16 protein-coding genes are annotated in these 18,119 nt (G+C 48.8%); 8 read left to right on the top strand and 8 right to left on the bottom strand.

Annotated features, from left to right (window positions below):
• Nucleotides 1-15 precede the first annotated feature (15 nt).
• On the bottom strand, nucleotides 16-1,230 hold the full coding sequence (locus EXU85_RS16270) for a hypothetical protein (RefSeq protein ID WP_142773099.1): 1,215 nt from the start codon (nucleotides 1,228-1,230) through the stop codon (nucleotides 16-18).
• Nucleotides 1,231-1,336: 106 nt separating this feature from the next.
• On the opposite strand from EXU85_RS16270, the gene corA reads away from it, so the two are divergent.
• The gene (gene corA / locus EXU85_RS16275; protein WP_142773100.1) at nucleotides 1,337-2,461 is read left to right on the top strand and encodes a magnesium/cobalt transporter CorA; all 1,125 of its coding nucleotides are present in this window, start codon (nucleotides 1,337-1,339) and stop codon (nucleotides 2,459-2,461) included.
• A gap of 40 nt (nucleotides 2,462-2,501) precedes the next feature.
• The gene (locus tag EXU85_RS16280) at nucleotides 2,502-5,045 is read left to right on the top strand and encodes a bifunctional UDP-N-acetylmuramoyl-tripeptide:D-alanyl-D-alanine ligase/alanine racemase (RefSeq protein ID WP_142773101.1); all 2,544 of its coding nucleotides are present in this window, start codon (nucleotides 2,502-2,504) and stop codon (nucleotides 5,043-5,045) included.
• Nucleotides 5,046-5,212: 167 nt separating this feature from the next.
• On the opposite strand, the gene EXU85_RS16285 is transcribed toward EXU85_RS16280, so the two are convergent.
• From EXU85_RS16285 to EXU85_RS16305, 5 genes are all read right to left on the bottom strand, one after another.
• Nucleotides 5,213-6,073 carry a DNA/RNA non-specific endonuclease gene (locus EXU85_RS16285; RefSeq protein ID WP_168207806.1) on the bottom strand — a complete coding sequence of 287 codons (861 nt, stop codon included), beginning with the start codon at nucleotides 6,071-6,073 and terminating at the stop codon, nucleotides 5,213-5,215.
• Nucleotides 6,074-6,406: 333 nt separating this feature from the next.
• A complete protein-coding gene (locus tag EXU85_RS16290; protein WP_142773102.1) occupies nucleotides 6,407-6,625 on the bottom strand; it encodes a hypothetical protein in 219 nt (72 codons plus the stop codon).
• A gap of 121 nt (nucleotides 6,626-6,746) precedes the next feature.
• On the bottom strand, nucleotides 6,747-7,052 hold the full coding sequence (locus EXU85_RS16295; protein WP_142773103.1) for a hypothetical protein: 306 nt from the start codon (nucleotides 7,050-7,052) through the stop codon (nucleotides 6,747-6,749).
• A gap of 292 nt (nucleotides 7,053-7,344) precedes the next feature.
• The gene (locus EXU85_RS16300; protein WP_142773104.1) at nucleotides 7,345-8,028 is read right to left on the bottom strand and encodes a hypothetical protein; all 684 of its coding nucleotides are present in this window, start codon (nucleotides 8,026-8,028) and stop codon (nucleotides 7,345-7,347) included.
• Between the two features lie 47 nt (nucleotides 8,029-8,075).
• Nucleotides 8,076-9,314, bottom strand: coding sequence for an SAM-dependent methyltransferase (locus EXU85_RS16305; RefSeq protein ID WP_246859579.1), 1,239 nt, complete (start codon nucleotides 9,312-9,314; stop codon nucleotides 8,076-8,078).
• Nucleotides 9,315-9,425: 111 nt separating this feature from the next.
• Between EXU85_RS16305 and EXU85_RS16310 the strand changes: the two genes are divergently transcribed.
• From EXU85_RS16310 to EXU85_RS16320, 3 genes are all read left to right on the top strand, one after another.
• Nucleotides 9,426-11,024 carry a SulP family inorganic anion transporter gene (locus EXU85_RS16310; protein ID WP_142773105.1) on the top strand — a complete coding sequence of 533 codons (1,599 nt, stop codon included), beginning with the start codon at nucleotides 9,426-9,428 and terminating at the stop codon, nucleotides 11,022-11,024.
• A 97-nt stretch (nucleotides 11,025-11,121) separates the two neighbouring features.
• The gene (locus EXU85_RS16315) at nucleotides 11,122-12,582 is read left to right on the top strand and encodes a glycoside hydrolase family 30 beta sandwich domain-containing protein (RefSeq protein ID WP_142773106.1); all 1,461 of its coding nucleotides are present in this window, start codon (nucleotides 11,122-11,124) and stop codon (nucleotides 12,580-12,582) included.
• Nucleotides 12,583-12,600: 18 nt separating this feature from the next.
• Nucleotides 12,601-13,521 (top strand): glycosylase, encoded by a 921-nt coding sequence (locus EXU85_RS16320; RefSeq protein ID WP_142773107.1) that lies wholly within the window; start codon nucleotides 12,601-12,603, stop codon nucleotides 13,519-13,521.
• Nucleotides 13,522-13,539: 18 nt separating this feature from the next.
• Here EXU85_RS16320 and EXU85_RS16325 read toward each other — a convergent pair whose 3' ends face one another.
• Nucleotides 13,540-14,421 carry an oxygenase MpaB family protein gene (locus EXU85_RS16325; protein WP_142773108.1) on the bottom strand — a complete coding sequence of 294 codons (882 nt, stop codon included), beginning with the start codon at nucleotides 14,419-14,421 and terminating at the stop codon, nucleotides 13,540-13,542.
• Nucleotides 14,422-14,643: 222 nt separating this feature from the next.
• Here EXU85_RS16325 and EXU85_RS16330 point away from each other — a divergent pair, with 222 nt between their 5' ends.
• A complete protein-coding gene (locus EXU85_RS16330; protein ID WP_246859580.1) occupies nucleotides 14,644-15,918 on the top strand; it encodes a ComEC/Rec2 family competence protein in 1,275 nt (424 codons plus the stop codon).
• A gap of 71 nt (nucleotides 15,919-15,989) precedes the next feature.
• Here the strand turns inward: EXU85_RS16330 and EXU85_RS16335 are convergent, their stop codons facing one another.
• Nucleotides 15,990-16,679 (bottom strand): hypothetical protein, encoded by a 690-nt coding sequence (locus EXU85_RS16335; protein ID WP_142773109.1) that lies wholly within the window; start codon nucleotides 16,677-16,679, stop codon nucleotides 15,990-15,992.
• Nucleotides 16,680-16,951: 272 nt separating this feature from the next.
• Between EXU85_RS16335 and EXU85_RS16340 the strand changes: the two genes are divergently transcribed.
• Together EXU85_RS16340 and EXU85_RS16345 are read left to right on the top strand one after the other, a co-directional pair.
• Nucleotides 16,952-17,707 (top strand): hypothetical protein, encoded by a 756-nt coding sequence (locus EXU85_RS16340; protein WP_142773110.1) that lies wholly within the window; start codon nucleotides 16,952-16,954, stop codon nucleotides 17,705-17,707.
• Nucleotides 17,704-18,111, top strand: a complete 408-nt coding sequence (locus EXU85_RS16345) for a DUF2846 domain-containing protein (protein ID WP_142773111.1) — start codon at nucleotides 17,704-17,706, stop codon at nucleotides 18,109-18,111. The genes EXU85_RS16340 and EXU85_RS16345 overlap by 4 nt, the downstream gene beginning before the upstream one ends.
• Nucleotides 18,112-18,119 lie beyond the last annotated feature (8 nt).

Below are 18,119 nucleotides of genomic sequence, written 5' to 3' on the forward strand. Positions count from 1 at the left end.
CCTTTTTGCGAACAATTAATCATTTTTATACTTCGACAGGAGTCGCCGGACTACATCGCCGGCCAGTTCATCCCGCATGCTGTCCAGAAGTTGCCAGCGAGAAGGGGGGAACGGAGTGGCCGTTTTCAGCGACTGGCCGTTCAGGGCACGGTCGTCGCCACTGAAAGACTGCCACTCACTTTGCCAGGAACGGCTTTCCCAAACGGGTTCTTCCCACAGTATATTACCCGTTTGCGTGTCCAGGGCCCGCATCCGCAGATCCAGTCCAGCCTGAATTTCGTGCCGGTAGGTTGTCAGAGTGCCCGATACTTTTTCTTTGACATCGACTTTGGTGGAGTCGTTTATTTTCTTCTCACCGACTTTGTACTCCTGATGGCTATACACCGTTGTGGACGAAGAGGAATTGCTTTCGCGGAAGGGCGAGTAGTTGGTTACAACTAGCTGGATAGCCTGGTGAATCGGATAGCCGTCTCCCAACGTGGATTCTCCAGGCGAGTCCACGCCGGGGTGGTAAAGCCGTACAAATTGAGAGGGGGTTGTGTTTCGCCCCAACTGTTGTAAAATCAAACGTTCTAATTCCCGGTTGTCATCAGCGCTCAGTTCAGGGGTTGGGCTTAGGGGTTCAACTACCACACGAAGGATGGCAAAGGGGAGGGATTCAGCCGCTTTTGCATTCGCCTGTTGGTAATTGGGTATCCAGTCAGCCGCTTTTCTAAAGTTCAGGTAGGCATCTTTAGCGGCCAGTCTATTTTCCTGTCGGTAAGCAAATGCCTGTTCAGCAACCTGATAGCGATCAGCCGCGGCCAGCTCACGGGTGGCTTGCTGGCGATCCTGATAAGAGCTTGGGTAGGCCGATAGCCATTCGGCGCAGGTCTCGCACTGCTGGTCGAATCCACGACGGTCGAATCCACGACGGGCATTATCCGTGAGGGCCTGGAGCTGCTCGTATTCCTGATAAACACGTTCCCAGCGAAAAGCCTCGGTGCTGGAAGGGGCCGATAATCGACGAATGGCGGTCTGGTGCTGTTCGTAGGCCTGAACAAACGCCTGCTCCAGAACCTGCGAAGCCATCGTATGCCCACGCTTGCTCAACCCAGGCCGCTGCTGAAGTCGCTTCGATGCTTTTTGAACCGCTAAGTCGAAGTGGTTCCGATTCAGTGCACTTTTGCCGCTGCTACACGATGTAAGGATAGCGGTTGTAAAAAGGAGGAGTAGGATGCAGCGGAACATGGTGTTAAGATACGTTTTTTTGAACTTTTGACAACGCGCCGAGTAGTTGGTTTATCTTTGATGCCAAAAATCAGTGTAGCGTTGCTTCTGGAACAACAAACTACCTATGTCGAAACATAAACGGTACCGTTCTGCCGAGAAAACGCTGGGTACTTCGCCCGGTACGCTAACCTACGTAGGGGCGGAAATTGAGCATGCCACAAAAATTAAACGCATTGAATTCAATGCCTCAGACTATCGCATCGACGATAGTAGTAAACTAAGTGCCTGTCGGCTACCGGGCTTCGAAACACCTTATATCAACTGGATTGATGTGGATGGGATTCATGAGCCGAAAGTGGTTGCGGCTCTGGGGCAGCAGTTTCATTTGCACCCATTATTGCTCGAAGACGTTCTTAATACGGAGCAGAAACCCAAAATAGATATCTATGATGAACCAACACCCGGCAATGGCAATGGGGTTGCTCATCCGGCTGGTACAATTGTGTATGTAACGCTCAAAATGCTGCACCACAGCCGTCAGCGGCAGGAACTGGATGTGGAGCATGTGAGCTTAGTGTTGGGTAAAAATTACCTGATCTCGTTTCAGGAGGAGCGAACCAGGGATATTTTCGAACCCGTCATCGAGCGGATTAAAGCCTCTGCCGGAAAAACCCGGCGGAATGGGGCCGATTATCTGCTCTATGCCCTGATGGACGTCATTGTCGATCACTATTTTCTGATAACGGAACGTATTGGCGAGAAAATGGATGAGCTGGAAGACCAGATCGTACAGGAGCGGGCCAATCAGCAGACCCTGGCGATCCTGTACACCCTGAAGCGTGAACTGGCCTTTATTCGACGAACGGTCTATCCCGTACGCGACATCATCAATACGTTGCTTCGCGAGGAATCCGATGTCATTCAGCACAACACCCTGCCCTACCTGCGCGACCTGGCCGACCATGTTACGCAGGTTATTGAAACGCTGGAATCATATCGGGAATTAACGGCTGGGTTGATGGATGTCTATTACTCGATTGTGAGTAACCGGATGAACTCGGTCATGAAAACACTCACTATTTTTTCGGCGATTTTTATGCCACTGACGTTCATTGTGGGTGTGTATGGGATGAATTTCGATAACATGCCTGAGCTGCATACCCGCAACGGTTATTTCGTGGTGTGGGGGGGTATGTTTTTGGTAACCATAGGTATGGTTGTGTATTTCAGACGGAGACGCTGGATGTAATTTAAAACCTGGGTAACCGGTGGGTGGTCCAGACCGTAGTATGAAAACGAAGAATTTGCAGTTAATAAATCGTCAGTGGTTTACCGATTCCCGGCAAGTGACAGGGAATGCTACGGACGCTGTTTTTTTTGCCATACAGGGCGAACACCATGATGGGCACAACTTTATTGGGGAGCTTTACCAGAAAGGTGTAAGACAGTTTGTGGTGGAACGGTCGGCGCTGACACCCGAGCGCCGAACGGAATTCATTGCGTATGCCGATGCAACGTTCATTGAGGTCGATAGTAGTCTGCAAACAATGCAAACACTGGCCGCTGAACATCGGAAACGGGTTCAAATTCCGATTATTGGCATTACAGGGAGCAACGGCAAAACCATAGTTAAGGAATGGCTGGCTCAATTACTCGATGGAGGGCAGTCGCCGGACGAGTATGTGGTCGTTAAAAGTCCCAAGAGCTATAACTCGCAACTGGGAGTACCGCTGTCGGTTCACCAACTTACCGATAAGCATACCCTGGGAATTTTTGAGGCCGGGATTTCCAAGGTCCATGAGATGCAATCGCTGGAGGCTATTATCCGACCAACAATTGGCATTTTTACCAACATAGGCACGGCCCATGATGAGGGGTTCCGGACCCGGAAACAGAAAATAGCCGAAAAGCTCCGGCTATTTATTCACGCCAATACCCTCATTTACTGTTCCGATTACACCGATATTGACGAAGAAGTACATCTGCTGCTCAAAGCGGTCAATCCAACTATGAACGTCATTACCTGGTCGCTGAATGGGAAACCGGCTACGTATCAGGGTAAGTTGCAGCATGACCAATTGACCTTGACAAGCAAAGAGGGTACGGCTATTCAGCTAAAATTACCCTTTACAGACCCTGCTTCGGTGGAGAATCTGATGCATTGTCTGGTAACGCTCCTGACGCTGCATCCCTGGACTACCGAGGCCCTGCAAGCCCGGTTGAATCGCCTTAGACCGGTTTCAATGCGGCTGGAACAGAAAGAGGGTATCAATAACTGTGTACTGATTGACGATTCGTATAATAATGACGTTGCTGGCTTGCAACTGGCGCTCAGTTTTCTCAATCAACAGAGTACCCGGCCTCGTCGGGTGGTCATTCTGTCGGATGTACTACAGTCGGGTCAGGCCGAACACGATCTGTATGAACAGGTTGGGACACTGATCCGCACCAATGCAATTGACCAATTTATTGGGATTGGCCCGGTCCTGAGTCGGAATGCTCATTTTTTTGCTGATTCCAGTTTATTCTTCGCGACCACGGATGCCTTTTTAACTCAGTTCCCATTCCACGAACTGCGCGACAGTTCTGTATTAGTAAAAGGGGCAAGGCCGTTCTCCTTCGAGCGGATTGTGGCCCGCCTGGAGCGGAAAGTCCACGGGACTGTTCTTGACATAAATCTGGATGCGCTGACGCATAACCTGAACTATTATCGGGACAAAGTAGGGTCCGACACGAAGCTGATGGTCATGGTGAAGGCTTTTGCCTATGGCAGTGGCAGTACGGAAGTGGCACAACTCCTGCAATTTCACCGGGTCGATTACCTGGCGGTTGCCTACGCCGACGAAGGGATAGCGCTTCGGCAAAATGGGATCGAGCTACCCATCATGGTGATGAATCCTGCCCCTGAAACCTTCGATGCGCTGCTGGCGTACAACCTGGAGCCTGAACTGTACAGCATGCGGATTTTGCGGGAGTGGGGTAGGTTTGTGCAGGGAGCGGGGAGCATGGAGCGGGGAGCAGGGGGCAAGGAGCAGGGAGATGGGAGCGACCTAAACCCTGCTCCGCGCTCCATGCCCTCTGCCAAAACCTCCCTGCACCTGAAAATTGACACCGGTATGCATCGGCTGGGGTTTCTGGAAACGGAGCTGGCAGAGGTAGCGAACTACTTGAAAGGCCACGATAATCTGCATGTGGCAACGGTGTTCAGCCATTTGGTTGGTTCCGATGATGCCCGGTTCAATAGTTTCTCAACGCAGCAATATGAAACCTTTCTGCGAAGTACAGCTATACTCGAAGCGGCTTTAGGCTACCGTCCAACGCGCCATCTGCTTAACTCGGCCGGTATTGTACGCTTTCCGGACTATAAACTCGATATGGTTCGCCTGGGTATTGGTCTATACGGAGTTGAAGCCAGTGGGATCAATCAGGCGGCTTTACAGACGGTTGGCACCCTTCGAACGGTGATCAGTCAGATCAAAACCGTTCGGGCAGGGGAGTCGATCGGGTATAGCCGGCGGGGAGTGCTTGATCATGAAGCCCGCATCGCCACCCTGGCCATCGGTTATGCCGACGGTTTCGATCGTCGACTGGGCAATGGCGTTGGTCAGGTTTGGGTAAATGGAACGCGCTGTCCAACCGTTGGCAATGTGTGCATGGATATGACCATGATCGACGTCACGTCGGCAGTGGCTTCGGAAGGGGATGACGTCATAATTTTTGGTCCTGATCTACCCATTACGGAATTGGCAAAACAGATGGACACAATTCCGTATGAGATCCTGACGGGTGTTAGTGAACGGGTAAAACGGGTGTTTTTCAAGGAGGGAAACTAACTATACTGAACATCCTTTGACATACATCGATGCCCGCCAGCGTTTGCCAGGTGTACCATCAGCTAAGCAGGTAGTAAATGCCAAAACCACCTTGATACGAAGTGGCCTGAGTACAAACTTATCAGTAGGGTGGTCGTAGCGAATTGTGTCGTACGATTCGGGATATCCTAAATAGTAACCTTGTCTACACCCGACTCAGCGATACGCTGTACGCTCTCCGGCACATTCGACAATAAATTATACCCCGTCTGTTTCTCCACCTCATCGACGCTGACACGGTAGCTTCCCCAAGCCCCTTCGCCAGTGGTATTAGTATTCGGCATCCAGACTGCAATAACTCGCGTTTGTGCGTTTATCCGATTCACATCATCCGATCCTATCGGCAATACGACAATCACCTTCCAGAGCGCAGCAGGAACGGTTAGCTTGCCACTGGCAATAGTTATAGCCTTGCCGTTATCACCCTCACCACCTTTGCCCGCTGTTCCAGCAATAATATATAGCTCATTACCCTGAGCCACTAGATTACGGCAGTAGTCCTCCAGCCGCAGCCAGGATTGCCGATTCAGTTGAGGTGCCTGGGGCACGATGTTGGTCAGGATGAATGTGGTTTTGTTTTCCTCTGCCGTACTATCCCGATCATCCGAAGGGCATAGGTGTCCCCGGTCGAAGCCTGTATTTGTGTAGTCTGCATGCCTAGCCTGGTACCAACTAGCAGGCAATGACTGATCAGGAATAAAGTTGCCTGCATAACGAGAAGCAGAACCCTTCCAGGCTGAACTTAAATGCCAGCTACACCAGTTGGCAATCCCCGTCGATTGGTTGTAGGAAAGCGAATAAGTGGATCGGGTAATCAGATAAGTGTTCGGACTGAATGCTGACGGCTCAGCTCCATCAGGGTTACCCATTGCCATATTATCGTCACGGGTGGGTGTTGTACTGACTGCACTCCGTACGGACGGTTGCTTACACTGGCCGAGTGAAAAAACTAGAAGTAAACAGATAATGAGTTGTGAAAACGTTTTCATCTATCAAAGATAGATAGCTACGTTTAAGACAACTAGATATTATTTTCTTATCACTATTAACATAATTTGGATATTATTTGTATCCTGAATATGTGTAACGCAGTATAATATATTGACTAATAGTTAGTTAAAGTGATTAATTGCTTTCAAGGAGGAAACAAAGTATACTGAACGAATTTCGGGTTCATAATAAAGCATCCCCATCACCCCTAACAATACATAGTTCGTACGAAGCCATTTAATGAGCCTGCCTGATACAAAACCAGCCCCATCAATGATGATGGGGCTGGTTTTGTATTAATCGTACTGAATATTCCTTTTTCTGACTTGTGATTAGCTGTTGTTTTTCATGCTTTTATGCATTTTTTTCATCGCCTTTCCCGAATCAGCTTTCATCTCATTGCCTTCCTTTTTGCCCTCTTTTTTCATCGCTTTTGCGTCTTTCTTCAGTTGCTTTTGCTCCATTTTAGCTTCCTTCTTGGTTTCATCCTGAGCGAAAGCTGTACCAGACATCAGCAGTATAGCGACAGCAAAAATCATTGCATTTTTCATTGTTTATTCGGAGTAAAGTGACTATACATTACTCATAACTTGTTATAAACTAAATAGTTATTAAACATTCATTAAAGTTGATTTATCAAGCATTTTCCGAACCTTTTTAAAGGACAGGAATCTAACTGGCTTGTAAAATTTCGCATACCTCAGCAGCTTTGTGCTTAATCTGAATCAGTATCTGTTCCTTTTCTTCGTAATTGACCGATTCACTAAACTGTTTATACTCCTCATTAATAGCAGCCTGCATGAGGTTAAATGCGTTCGAATAAATCGCGCTCTCTTCAGCTACTTCGCTCTGCAAGTCTGTCACCAGCGTTTGAATGTGTCTGAACTTGTACTTGATCACTTCTTCATTATCAACCTTTAACGGCATCAGGGCCGTTGTCTCAGCTACGATTTTCTGTTTAATCTGTTCGTTATCCATACTCGTGAAAGGCCGTCAATTTGAGAAGAATAGAGCCTTAGTGGATTAACCCGAAGTACTCCTTAAGGTTTAGCAGGACCAGCCGTAAGTAAGGTAGGAGCTGGTATTCTACTCGTCTCAGTGTACATGACTGGGCAGGAAGGATCACCGACTCCAGGAAGATGGACGGTGCAACGTGTTTCATAAGGAGGTGGCTTCGTTTTACTGACCCTGAACGCAGTTGGTAATGAAATAAGGGCAATAGGTGAAAACTTACTTCACCTATTGCCCTTATTTCACTCACTGACCTACCCTAATTACTCTTCTTCGCCTTCACGGCTTCAACGTTCTTTTTGCGACTTTCCAGTTCAGTGAGCGCTGTAGCCTGATCAGTTTTATTCGTCTCAATATCTTTGTTAAGCTGCTCCAGTTCTTTTGCGTTATCGTCAATGCGCTTCAGAAGCTTCTCTTTTTCTTTGGCATTTTGCTCAATGGCACGTTGGAGCTGTTCGCCTTTTCGCACCATCTTCTGGTGATTTTTCTGAGCATCGTCAAAACTGACTTCCGCTGTTTTGACTTCCTGTCCATACAGGGTGCCGTCGGCAAATCCTTTTAGCAGGGCTTCGGCAGCGGAGTAACCAGTGCCTCCTGTAGTTACGAAGTTACCACTACCGAGGTCGAAGGCAGCAAAAATTGTAGCCGATGTTCTGGACGATTTTACCGTACTCACTAAGTTGATCGGCTCCGACGAAATAGCTGGAATATCAGCATTAGGAACCCGATAGGTACCGCGGGATGACGAGAGCTTGCCGTATTTCTGGAGCTGGGCTTCCCAATCCTTTTCAATCTGCTTTCCATCGCCTTGCAGGGTTAAATACAGGCCGGATACTTTCGCTTTATCAATTGTGCTTTCACCTGCGTAAACAGTTTGAGCATAGGTTGAAGTTGCTAGGGCTAGTAGCCCTATAATCAGGATGTAACGTACTGAAATGTTCATTGTAATAGTTGGTTTGTCCGGTTTATAAGCCGGGATAAAGTGAATTGTTACGATAGGGTTTGGTCAATTTTTCGGGTAATCAACAGGCGTTTTTCGCCATTGAGTAAGGTTGTGGCCAGAATATACACAGAACCACCTTCCCGTAAAGATAATTTTTTCCGCAACTCCGCTACGGTTTGCGGGAAGTTGCGCACGGTAAGGTTTGCTTTTAGGTCTGGAACGGCCATTTTGAGTGCTTTCTGATCGGGTTTGCAAATTTCCTGTAATAAGAATATCCGACCCGGGAAATCGGGCTTTAACTCATTGCTAGTGTATAAATGGCTATTGGGTGCCAGCTTGGTCAGGCCAAACCGGGAGGCTACTAACCGGAATGCACCCGCCTTTAATACGGCTGCGTTCGGCTCATATAGGTAACGTTGGGGATCTCCCAATTGAACGTTCGCTGTAAGTTCGTCCTGCCATTGAAATTGTAACAGAATATCCTTGTCATTTAATAGGTTAACAGTGTTAAATTTTATGTTGTCTTTTGTAATTAACTGATTACTAAGTGTAAACAGAATTTCTTTTACTTCTCCTTGTAGAGCTACAATATGCACAGATTCGACAAAACCGGACAACTGTCTGACGGCTAGATTGATGTCAAGTAACGGGGATGTCTTTATTAAAATTTTTCTGGCCAGCTTTAAGAGGGCGGAAACGGTGCCGGGTTGGGTTATGTCGGGCTCACAGTTTTCCAGACTGACCACCCGCCCGCCCTGTTCGTCGCGCCGATGTGGGTCCAGATAGATCCAGTCAGCCTGTTTTGTTGATGAGCTTACCTGGCTTGTATTCGGCGTGGGATTTTCCAGGAGAGCCAGGCCGTTTCCTGTCTGAACCGTTACATTCTCCAGCCCTAGCAGTGGCAGGTTGTGAGCCGCCAGAGCTGCCAATTCAGGTTGATGCTCTATGTACACTACTTGGTTGACCTGTTGAGCAAATGCCCAGGTATCTACGCCCATACCCCCCGTAAGGTCAACTAACAATTCTCCCTGAACGAGTGAGGCTTTATACCGGGCCGTTCGTTCGGAAGAAGCCTGTTCTACGGATAGGGCAGGTGGAAAAATCAGCTGATCGTTGGCGTACCAGCTAGGCAGTTTTTCTTTTGCTTTTTGCCGGGCTACAATTTGTGATGCGAGCTTTTTTAGGTCTAGTGCAGTCGGGTTCGGGCGTAGCAGTAAAGTCCGTACATCGTCGGTAATATGGGCTTTAATGAACTGACGTTCTGCGGGAGAAAGGAGAGTAGACAACCGTGTATTAATTTCTTTTTAACCTGTTTTTAATTTCTTTTTAATTTAGTGCAACGTTGCTGACTGCCTGAACGTTGCAGACGCATAACGTCGCTGACAAAACTACCGTTTATGAAACAAGTTAGTCCCATTCAAACCCTTACACAGTATAAACTAGCTTTCCTCCGTCGGGATCTGCCCGCCAGTTTATCCGTTTTTTTAGTGGCCTTACCGCTCTGTCTGGGTATTGCCCTGGCCTCGGGAGCCCCCTTGTTCTCGGGCCTGGTTGCGGGTATGATTGGTGGTATTGTGGTTGGCTTGTTGTCTGGTTCCGAAGTCAGTGTGAGTGGCCCGGCGGCTGGGTTAGCGGTCATCGTTGCCGACTCAATTGCAAAAATAGGTTCTTACGAGGCATTTCTGGTGGCCGTTGTGCTGGCTGGCCTGATGCAGTTGGTGCTCGGACTCATTAAAGCCGGTCGTTTCAGCAGCTTTTTCCCGGACAGTGTCATTAAAGGGATGCTCGTTGCCATTGGTATCGTCATTATTCTTAAGCAGATTCCCCATGCATTGGGCCGCGATAATGACTACGAAGGTGAATTTGAATTTCAACAACTGGCCGATGGCGAAAATACAATTTCGGAAATCTACCGCGCTATCGAAACGGCTAGCCCTGGTGCCGTAGTGATCAGCCTTGTTTCTCTGGCCTTTTTAATAAGCTGGGATGCGCTGGCCGGGCGAAGTACCCGAACCGTCTTCAAAAGTTTTCCGGCTGCGCTGGTCGTCGTATGCGGTGGTGTAGCCCTGAATGAGTTTTTTCGGGTGGCCATTCCGGAGTGGTATCTGGGGGATACGGCTCACCAGCACATGGTGCAGATTCCGACCATTGCACCCGGTAAAAGCCTGTTTTCCATTTTCTATTTTCCCGACTTTAGTGTCTTATCTAACCCAAGGGTTTATGGAATTGCAGCTACCATCGCGCTGGTTGCCAGCCTGGAAACGCTCCTAAATCTCGAAGCGTCCGATCGACTCGATTCTGCGAAACGCATCTCATCGACCAATCAGGAGTTAATGGCGCAGGGCGTCGGTAATCTGTTGTCGGGGATGATTGGCGGACTGCCTGTAACATCTGTGGTTGTCCGAACGTCGGCCAATGTCTATGGGGGGGCACGAACCCGGGTGTCGACAATCCTGCATGGGGTATTCCTGCTGCTGGCGGTGTTTTTAGGCGGTGCATTGCTCAATCTGATTCCGTTGTCTTGCCTGGCAACGGTGTTGATTATGGTTGGCTATAAACTAGCCAAACCCGCAATCTTCAAAAAAACGTACCGGGATGGCTGGAGCCAGTTTGTCCCGTTTATCGTCACGGTCGTGGGGATTGTATTTACCGATCTGCTGATTGGTATTGCAATGGGGTCGGTTGTGGGGATTATTTATGTACTCTATACCAACTTTCAATCTACGTTCCAACTGGTCCGTACTGGAAATAAAGTGACGATTGCGTTTGAAAAAGACCTGTATTTCTTAAGCAAGCCACAGTTGAAAGAAGCACTGAATTCGCTCCAGCCTGGCGATGAGGTACTCATTGACGGGACCAAAGCCCCGTTCATTGATCACGACATTTTCAACATGCTTCATGATTACCGGGAAACGGCTACAGTTCAGGGGATTAACTATGAATTGAAGAATGTGCAGTTGAATCGACGGAAGCGAAAACGACAGGCAGTCCATTGATAAATTCAGCACCCAGGGAATTTCAACAGTAGGTTTTGGCAAAATGCGATTTACAGACGGTAGGAGGTTGCCCTAAAACGTGAGCCTCCACATACGTATGTATACCTATTCAATACGGTTCTGGTCGATCAGTTTTTTACTCAGCCTGTTTGTCTCTATTTCAGCTACTAGTTATGGTCAGGTAGCTTCAACGAAACCCCGGTCAGGATCGCCTGAGTCTGGCAAGTCTAATGTAGGGGGTGTCGAGTTTTGGCTGACGGATCCGGTTCGCCCGGTGCTGTTTGTGCGGCAACCTTCGCTTTCCTTTACAGAAGGAAACGCAAAGACACCAACGATTCACATCGATGCCGCACAGACTTACCAAACCATTGATGGATTCGGCTACACCTTAACGGGGGGCAGCGCTATGCTCATCAGCCGAATGGAAAAGACTGCCAAGGCTAAACTACTAACCGAACTGTTTTCAACGGAAGGGAAAAGCATAGGGGTTAGTTATTTACGGCTAAGCATTGGTGCATCGGACCTTGATGAGCAGGTGTTTTCGTATGATGACCTGCCCGCGGGTCAAACAGATCCCACACTGGCTAAATTCAGTCTGGCTCCCGATCAACAGTACCTGATTCCGCTTCTTAACGAGATTCTGGCCATCAATCCGGCCATTAAGATTCTGGGATCGCCCTGGTCGCCACCCACCTGGATGAAGTCGAATGGCAACTCAAAAGGAGGGAGCCTGAAGCTGGAGTTCTATGATACCTATGCCCGCTATTTTGTCAAGTACATTCAGGGCATGGCGAAAGCGGGCATTCGGATTGATGCCGTCACTATACAAAACGAACCGCTGCATCCGGGTAATAACCCCAGCTTGCTGATGCTACCTTCCGAACAGGCATTGTTCATCAAAAAAAGCCTGGGCCCCGCGTTTAAAGCGGCTAAAATCAAAACAAAAGTAATTCTCTACGATCATAACGCCGACCGGCCGGATTACCCCATAACGGTTCTGAATGACCCAGAAGCCCGCCAATACATTGATGGTTCGGCTTTTCACCTGTATGGTGGTCCAATCAGCGCACTTTCGGAAGTACATAAGGCTTACCCTGACAAAAACCTGTATTTTACGGAGCAGTGGATTGGCGCACCCGGAAATCTGAAGGGTGACTTAGCCTGGCATGTTCGCGAACTCATCATTGGAGCCACCCGCAACTGGAGCCGGACGGTGTTACAATGGAACCTGGCCGCCGATCCGAAACAGAATCCACACACGCCCGGCGGCTGCGACCAGTGCCTGGGAGCATTAACGATTGATGGGAATACAGTTAAACGAAATCCGGCCTATTACAATGTGGCTGTAGCGTCTAAATTTGTGCGTCCGGGTTCGGTACGTATCGCATCCGACGAAATCAAAAATTTACCGAATGTCGCCTTCAAAACACCTGATGGACATATCGTGCTGATTGTTTTAAACGATAGCCCATCCGCCCAGAAATTCAGTATAGCTTATCAGGGCAAACAGGCCAGTGCAACCCTGCCGACCGGAGCCGTGGGAACGTATGTGTGGTGATGAAATTTTTAAAAGAATATGACTCGAATTACCTTTTTTCTATCCTGTCTGGTATCCTGCGGATGGGTGTTGTTGGATACTGTGCCAGCTATACCAACCGCTTCATCTGACTTTCCAGCGGAGATTACCCATTTTAAGCCTTATGCGGCCAATCCGGTTTTTAGTGGAACTGGTGCCGATACCTGGGATCAGAAAATTCGGGAGAGGGGCTATATTCTTAAGGAAGGGGATCAATATCATCTCTGGTATACAGGCTACCGGGATGGAAAGGATCAGACCCGGTCGCTGGGGTACGCTACATCTGCGGATGGTCTGACCTGGACACGCTACAAAGGAAATCCAATTCTACCATCAGTCTGGGTAGAAGATATGACGGTTCTCAAATCAGATGGGACGTATTACATGTTTGCCGAGGGAAAAAACGATATAGCGCACCTGTTAACCTCAACAGACCGGGTGAACTGGCAGGAGCGAGGCCCGCTCGATATCCGATATACCAACCACCAGCCCCTCAGCCAGGGACCCTATGGAACACCCGCGATCTGGAAGGAAAACGATACCTGGTATCTGTTTTACGAGCGAAAGGATCAGGCAGTCTGGCTGGCAACCTCCAAAGACCTGAAGGTCTGGACCAATGTACAGGACGAACCCGTTCTGGCGAAAGGCCCAGCCGATTATGACCTCTATGCCGTGGCTATGAACCAGATAATCCGTTACAAAGGCGCTTATTACGCCTATTACCATGCATCAGCCTTTTCGGATTGGCACGAGTGGTCAACTAACGTGGCCGTCTCGAATGATCTGATTCACTGGACCAAGTACTCGGGTAATCCAATTGTAAAGGGAAACAAATCAAGCGGTATTCTGGTGGACGACGGTAACCAGTTTCGGCTGTATACCATGCACCCAGCCGTCAATGTATTTCTACCAGCAAAGTAAAGACGCATCCTTTCGTCTTTACAAGAGCCCATCGGGCCCAACGGCCTCAATTTCAGGCGGTCCATCGGGGTAGTACCGGAAGCTGGTCTTTGCAATGAGGGATGGATAGGGCTTGAACGTAATCCATCGAAGCGGCCATTTACGTAGCCATAGCGCCCCTTCGGTCAGATTAATGAACCAGTCAGCTGGGCGTTGATAGCCAAAAGCCAGCCTGAGTTTGTCAGAAATAAGTGCAGCAAAAGTGGGTTGCACCAGTGGATGCAGAAATTGGGGAAACCAGCCCTGGACGATCTTCACGGTTGCATCGGCAATTTTGCGGTTGCTTTCCGTATAGCGAAAATGCTTGTCTTCATACGCATCCGTAAAGGCACGTAAGTCGGCCAGGGTTTCGGGGAGGTCGCTCAGGTTCATTCGCTTGCCAACCTCCCGAAAGAAATAAAACAAGGCCCGCTCCTCGGCCGCCGTTAGTTTCCGCCAGCCGAATCGATTTAGCCAGTCGATGGGGTAGAAGACAAACGTGGCCAGTACGAACAGGAAATCGGTATTGTCGATGCGATAATGGCCGTGAATCGTATTCATGTGCGCAATGGCCCGCTGGCCTTTGTCGCTGTCGTAACCCGATTCCATAAACTCCGAGATCAGTCGGCTGGTGTCGTCATAGCGTTTCTGTCCGTGGTGCTCAAATTCGCCCGTGCGGGCCAGCAAACCGGATACGCGAGGGCTGGCATAGGTATGAAACAGGGCTAGTTCCAGCGCACGGGTCATATCGAACGGAAATTCGTAGGCCGTTAACAAATGAACCATACGCTGGTGATCGCGAACGGGGTCGAGTGTTTGTAGTTCGGCACGAACCGCCGGGTTCCGGAATAATCCAAACCGTTTGCTGTAGGTATTCTTCATTGTTATTTACTCCGGTGCAATGGTCCCTTCGAAGTCGAGATCGAAAATATAGCGGAGTACTTAAATTTCATTCATTTTTAGAAGACAATGTAAGCGAGAGACCAGACTTGTGCAAACGGGGATTGAGTTGCCGGTAGTTTACCTGAACTTATCCCTTTTAACGTGGATGTTATGGATTGGTGATTAATACCAATTAGGATGCAAATTTCAATTGATTCTTGTATGATGCAAACTGCCTGGGCCAACCGATTTTTCTCGTTTCTCTCGATTTTTCTCTTGCTGATCAGGATCAGTAAAGCGCAAAGTCCCAAAGAAATGTTGCCACCCTGGAAAGCCGGGCATCTGGATATTCATCATATTAATACAGGCCGGGGGAATGCCACGTTTTTTATTTTGCCCGATGGGACAACGATGCTGATCGACGCCGGAGCTCTTGACCCCACGTCAGAACGAACCCTAAGCCCCCGGAATACACCCGCTGTACCCAGTGCCGAAAAGCAACCCGGCGAATGGATTGCCCGGTATATTACAAGGTTCATGACGATGAGCCAGCTTCAGCCGAAGCTGGATTATGCACAGATCACGCACTTTCATAATGACCACATGGGTAGCCCCTCCCGGATTTCGCCGAAATCGGAGAACGGTAACTTCGTGCTGACGGGCATTACGGAGGTGGCCGCGTATTTGCCCATCGACAAGATTATTGATCGGGGCTGGCCGGATTATGCCTATCCGTACCCACTGACCAACCAGATGGTGACGAATTATCGGGCATTTGCCGACTGGCAAACCAAACATAAGGGCACTGTCTTTGAGCGCAGCAAGCCTGGGCGTACGGATCAGATTGTCCTGACGAAAAATCCGAATCAATTCGCTAAAACGGTTGAAATCAGAAACATCATTGCCAACGGAGAGTTGTGGACGGGTTCAGGAACAGAAACACGGCAGCTTTTCCCAGCCCTAACCGGACTATCTCAACAGCAGCTCCCGTCTGAAAATATGTGCAGCATTGGCGTCCGGCTTCGCTACGGCCAGTTTGATTATTTCTCGGGGGGCGATATGCCTGGTGTCCTGCGGTTTGGTGCGCCCACGTGGCATGATGTAGAGACGCCGGTCTCTAAAGTGGTTGGCCCTGTAGATGCCCATATTCTTGATCATCACGGCAATCGGGATTCGCAAAACGACAATCTGTTGGCCGCGCTTCGTCCCAGGGTTGTTATCATTCCGGTCTGGTCGTCGGACCATCCCGGCCACGATGTACTCGACCGTATTTACTCGCAGGAGATATACCCAGGGGAACGGGATGTTTTCGCAACCGGCATGCTGGACGCGAACAAGCTGGTAATCGGGGAGTTACTGAACCGGCTCAAAAGCGATAAAGGTCATATTGTAATTCGTGTTGCACCAGGAGGGGAGCGCTATCAGGTTATAACGCTAGACGACAGTACCGAAAATTTCACAGTTAAAGCTGTCTTCGGGCCTTATCAGGCACGCTAAAAATAAACTCAGTTTAAGGTAAATGGAACCAGAAATTAGTCCTCCTGACCGGGTTTGGCCATTTTTGTCGATCAGTAGGGGGTATAATGATTAATGGCAATTTTGCTAACCTTTCCCTGCGTAAAATGCACCTGGACTTCGTCCTGCTGATCGGGTCCGGTTTTGTACATAAAATACCATTGGGGTGACTGGCTCATGCCCTGGTCATACATAGTTGACAGGTTTTTGGTCTGTAAGGAAATACGCTCAAATTTGTTCGAGTAGGTAGTCATTCCCTTGATAACAGCCAGCTTATCATATAACGTGCCAATCGGATCTCCAACACGAACTGCGGCATTTGCCATCAATAGGACAGGCCATTGAGTGAGCTTCACTCCGCTATTCAAATAGATACTTTTAACCGCTTTATTTTCAATTGTGATTTGTACGCCAGAATCGGTTCCCTGCTGTTGATCCAGGATAATGTATTGGTACAGGGGTATGCGATCCTTTAGCTTCGCGAGATCTGAAAAAATATTGCTGACTACGTTTAAGTACGTCACTCCTTTGGTTTGCTGGAGCGATTGAATAGTCGTATAAACGGGTTCAGCTCCTTCACCGATCGGTATACCCAGATAGGTTCCTGTTAAGACGCTGTCTCGGGTCATGCGAAATGGCACCGGCTCAGGACCCGTTGTTGTGGTAGGTGAAATGGATGGTTCTGTTTGACAACTGGTTATCAGGGCTATGAGTAGCAATACGCCAACTAGATTAGTTTTCATTGAGTAAAAGGGGGCTATTTTAACTGGACAGACCCTTTCTGGGCGGGTTAGGTTGGAAAGGATTGCTTAAACTAAGGGGAATTCTGATGTCGTACCGTCCGGGACGATGGTATGACCAGTAAAAAACCCTACTAGTCTGGAACGGTTAATGAGTTTCCCGATCAAAACAAACGTTGGGGGTTTGGCCACAAACTTGACACGATTTCCCACATTCATTTGCAGGCTAACCTAGCCTAAGGTTCTTTTGAATCAATAAACCCAACGTCTAGTTTATGAAACTCTTTATCTTACTCGCCCTTTTAGGAGCCTTCCCAGCCTGGAGTCAGGTAACGGATTCGACCAGCCAGACTCCCTTTCCGGCAAAAAGCAATTTTAGATCTGGGTTCCTGATGGAGCCTGGATATGCCTACGTGGCTACCCTGATTCCGACGATGAGATCATTCTTTCGCGACAATCATGTTAAGACTGAAAGTAATCTGGACAAGATTATTGTGGCTGGGTTCGGTTATCGCCTATACCGATTCAAAGGGATGATACACTCGTTTGTGGGGCTAGATCAGCGCTTATTACCGCCACCTGAGCCCGCCGGATCAAATCTGGTAGCTCGCCGACAGAACTTGAGCGGGTTAGACGTACACTTGGGCTACGACGTAGCCAATACCCGCAACAAACGTGTGTTTATCAATGCTGGCGTAGGTAGTATACGGTATGAATACAGTCTGTTTCGAACAACCAGTCAGATTGTTCCTTTTCAAACGATCTTCCAATATGCTCCTCCGGCAAGTGTACCATCGCTCTATTTAACCAGCGGGTACTGGGACGTTCATGTGGAAGTGTCTCAACGTGAAAAACGGAAGGATACCTTTCTATGGGTAAGCCGTATTGGCTACCGACGGGGTTTCCAACCCATTGCCTGGCAGTCTGAGGCCTATCAATTGACGGATGCTCCTCGGGACCGGATCAGCCAGTTTTACCTTCAGCTGGGTATTTACTTTTCCCGAAACCGTCTGGATCGTCGGAACCAATGATGCCGGTCCTAGTTGCGCTGCTTGTGTCGCTATTTACAGGAAACGAACAGCGCCCTGCCAACCAACCCGAATCAGCTCAATTGATTCTGTACCGCGAAAAGGAATTTATTTCGGGCCTTGGGAAAGCGTATACCTTCAAAATCAATGAACAGAAGCAGGGCAAACTTTCGCCCAACCGGTTTGTTCAAGTAACCATACCTGTGGGTCGAATTAAAGTGGAGTTTGATAATGATTATTTTACGCATAGTCGGCCACTTTGGTTATCGGTGCAGGCTGGTCAAACCTACTACGTGAAGGCGGCAGTCGAAGTCGATTTCCTGAGCAGTATGATGGTGATGGCACCCGTTGATCCGCAACAGGCCCGCCAGGAGCTTCGTCGTATGAAACCTGAGCAACCCGATTAAGCGAACCT

The organism is Spirosoma sp. KCTC 42546 (assembly GCF_006965485.1).
Taxonomy (GTDB): Bacteria; Bacteroidota; Bacteroidia; order Cytophagales; family Spirosomataceae; genus Spirosoma.

Excerpts from the sequence above, each read along its gene's own strand:
- EXU85_RS16270 (WP_142773099.1), bottom strand. The coding sequence starts at position 1,230 with ATGTTCCGCTGCATCCTACTCCTCCTTTTTACAACCGCTATCCTTACA.
- corA (WP_142773100.1), top strand. The coding sequence starts at position 1,337 with ATGTCGAAACATAAACGGTACCGTTCTGCCGAGAAAACGCTGGGTACT.
- EXU85_RS16280 (WP_142773101.1), top strand. The coding sequence starts at position 2,502 with ATGAAAACGAAGAATTTGCAGTTAATAAATCGTCAGTGGTTTACCGAT.
- EXU85_RS16285 (WP_168207806.1), bottom strand. The coding sequence starts at position 6,073 with ATGAAAACGTTTTCACAACTCATTATCTGTTTACTTCTAGTTTTTTCA.
- EXU85_RS16290 (WP_142773102.1), bottom strand. The coding sequence starts at position 6,625 with ATGAAAAATGCAATGATTTTTGCTGTCGCTATACTGCTGATGTCTGGT.
- EXU85_RS16295 (WP_142773103.1), bottom strand. The coding sequence starts at position 7,052 with ATGGATAACGAACAGATTAAACAGAAAATCGTAGCTGAGACAACGGCC.
- EXU85_RS16300 (WP_142773104.1), bottom strand. The coding sequence starts at position 8,028 with ATGAACATTTCAGTACGTTACATCCTGATTATAGGGCTACTAGCCCTA.
- EXU85_RS16310 (WP_142773105.1), top strand. The coding sequence starts at position 9,426 with ATGAAACAAGTTAGTCCCATTCAAACCCTTACACAGTATAAACTAGCT.
- EXU85_RS16315 (WP_142773106.1), top strand. The coding sequence starts at position 11,122 with ATGTATACCTATTCAATACGGTTCTGGTCGATCAGTTTTTTACTCAGC.
- EXU85_RS16320 (WP_142773107.1), top strand. The coding sequence starts at position 12,601 with ATGACTCGAATTACCTTTTTTCTATCCTGTCTGGTATCCTGCGGATGG.
- EXU85_RS16325 (WP_142773108.1), bottom strand. The coding sequence starts at position 14,421 with ATGAAGAATACCTACAGCAAACGGTTTGGATTATTCCGGAACCCGGCG.
- EXU85_RS16330 (WP_246859580.1), top strand. The coding sequence starts at position 14,644 with ATGATGCAAACTGCCTGGGCCAACCGATTTTTCTCGTTTCTCTCGATT.
- EXU85_RS16335 (WP_142773109.1), bottom strand. The coding sequence starts at position 16,679 with ATGAAAACTAATCTAGTTGGCGTATTGCTACTCATAGCCCTGATAACC.
- EXU85_RS16340 (WP_142773110.1), top strand. The coding sequence starts at position 16,952 with ATGAAACTCTTTATCTTACTCGCCCTTTTAGGAGCCTTCCCAGCCTGG.
- EXU85_RS16345 (WP_142773111.1), top strand. The coding sequence starts at position 17,704 with ATGATGCCGGTCCTAGTTGCGCTGCTTGTGTCGCTATTTACAGGAAAC.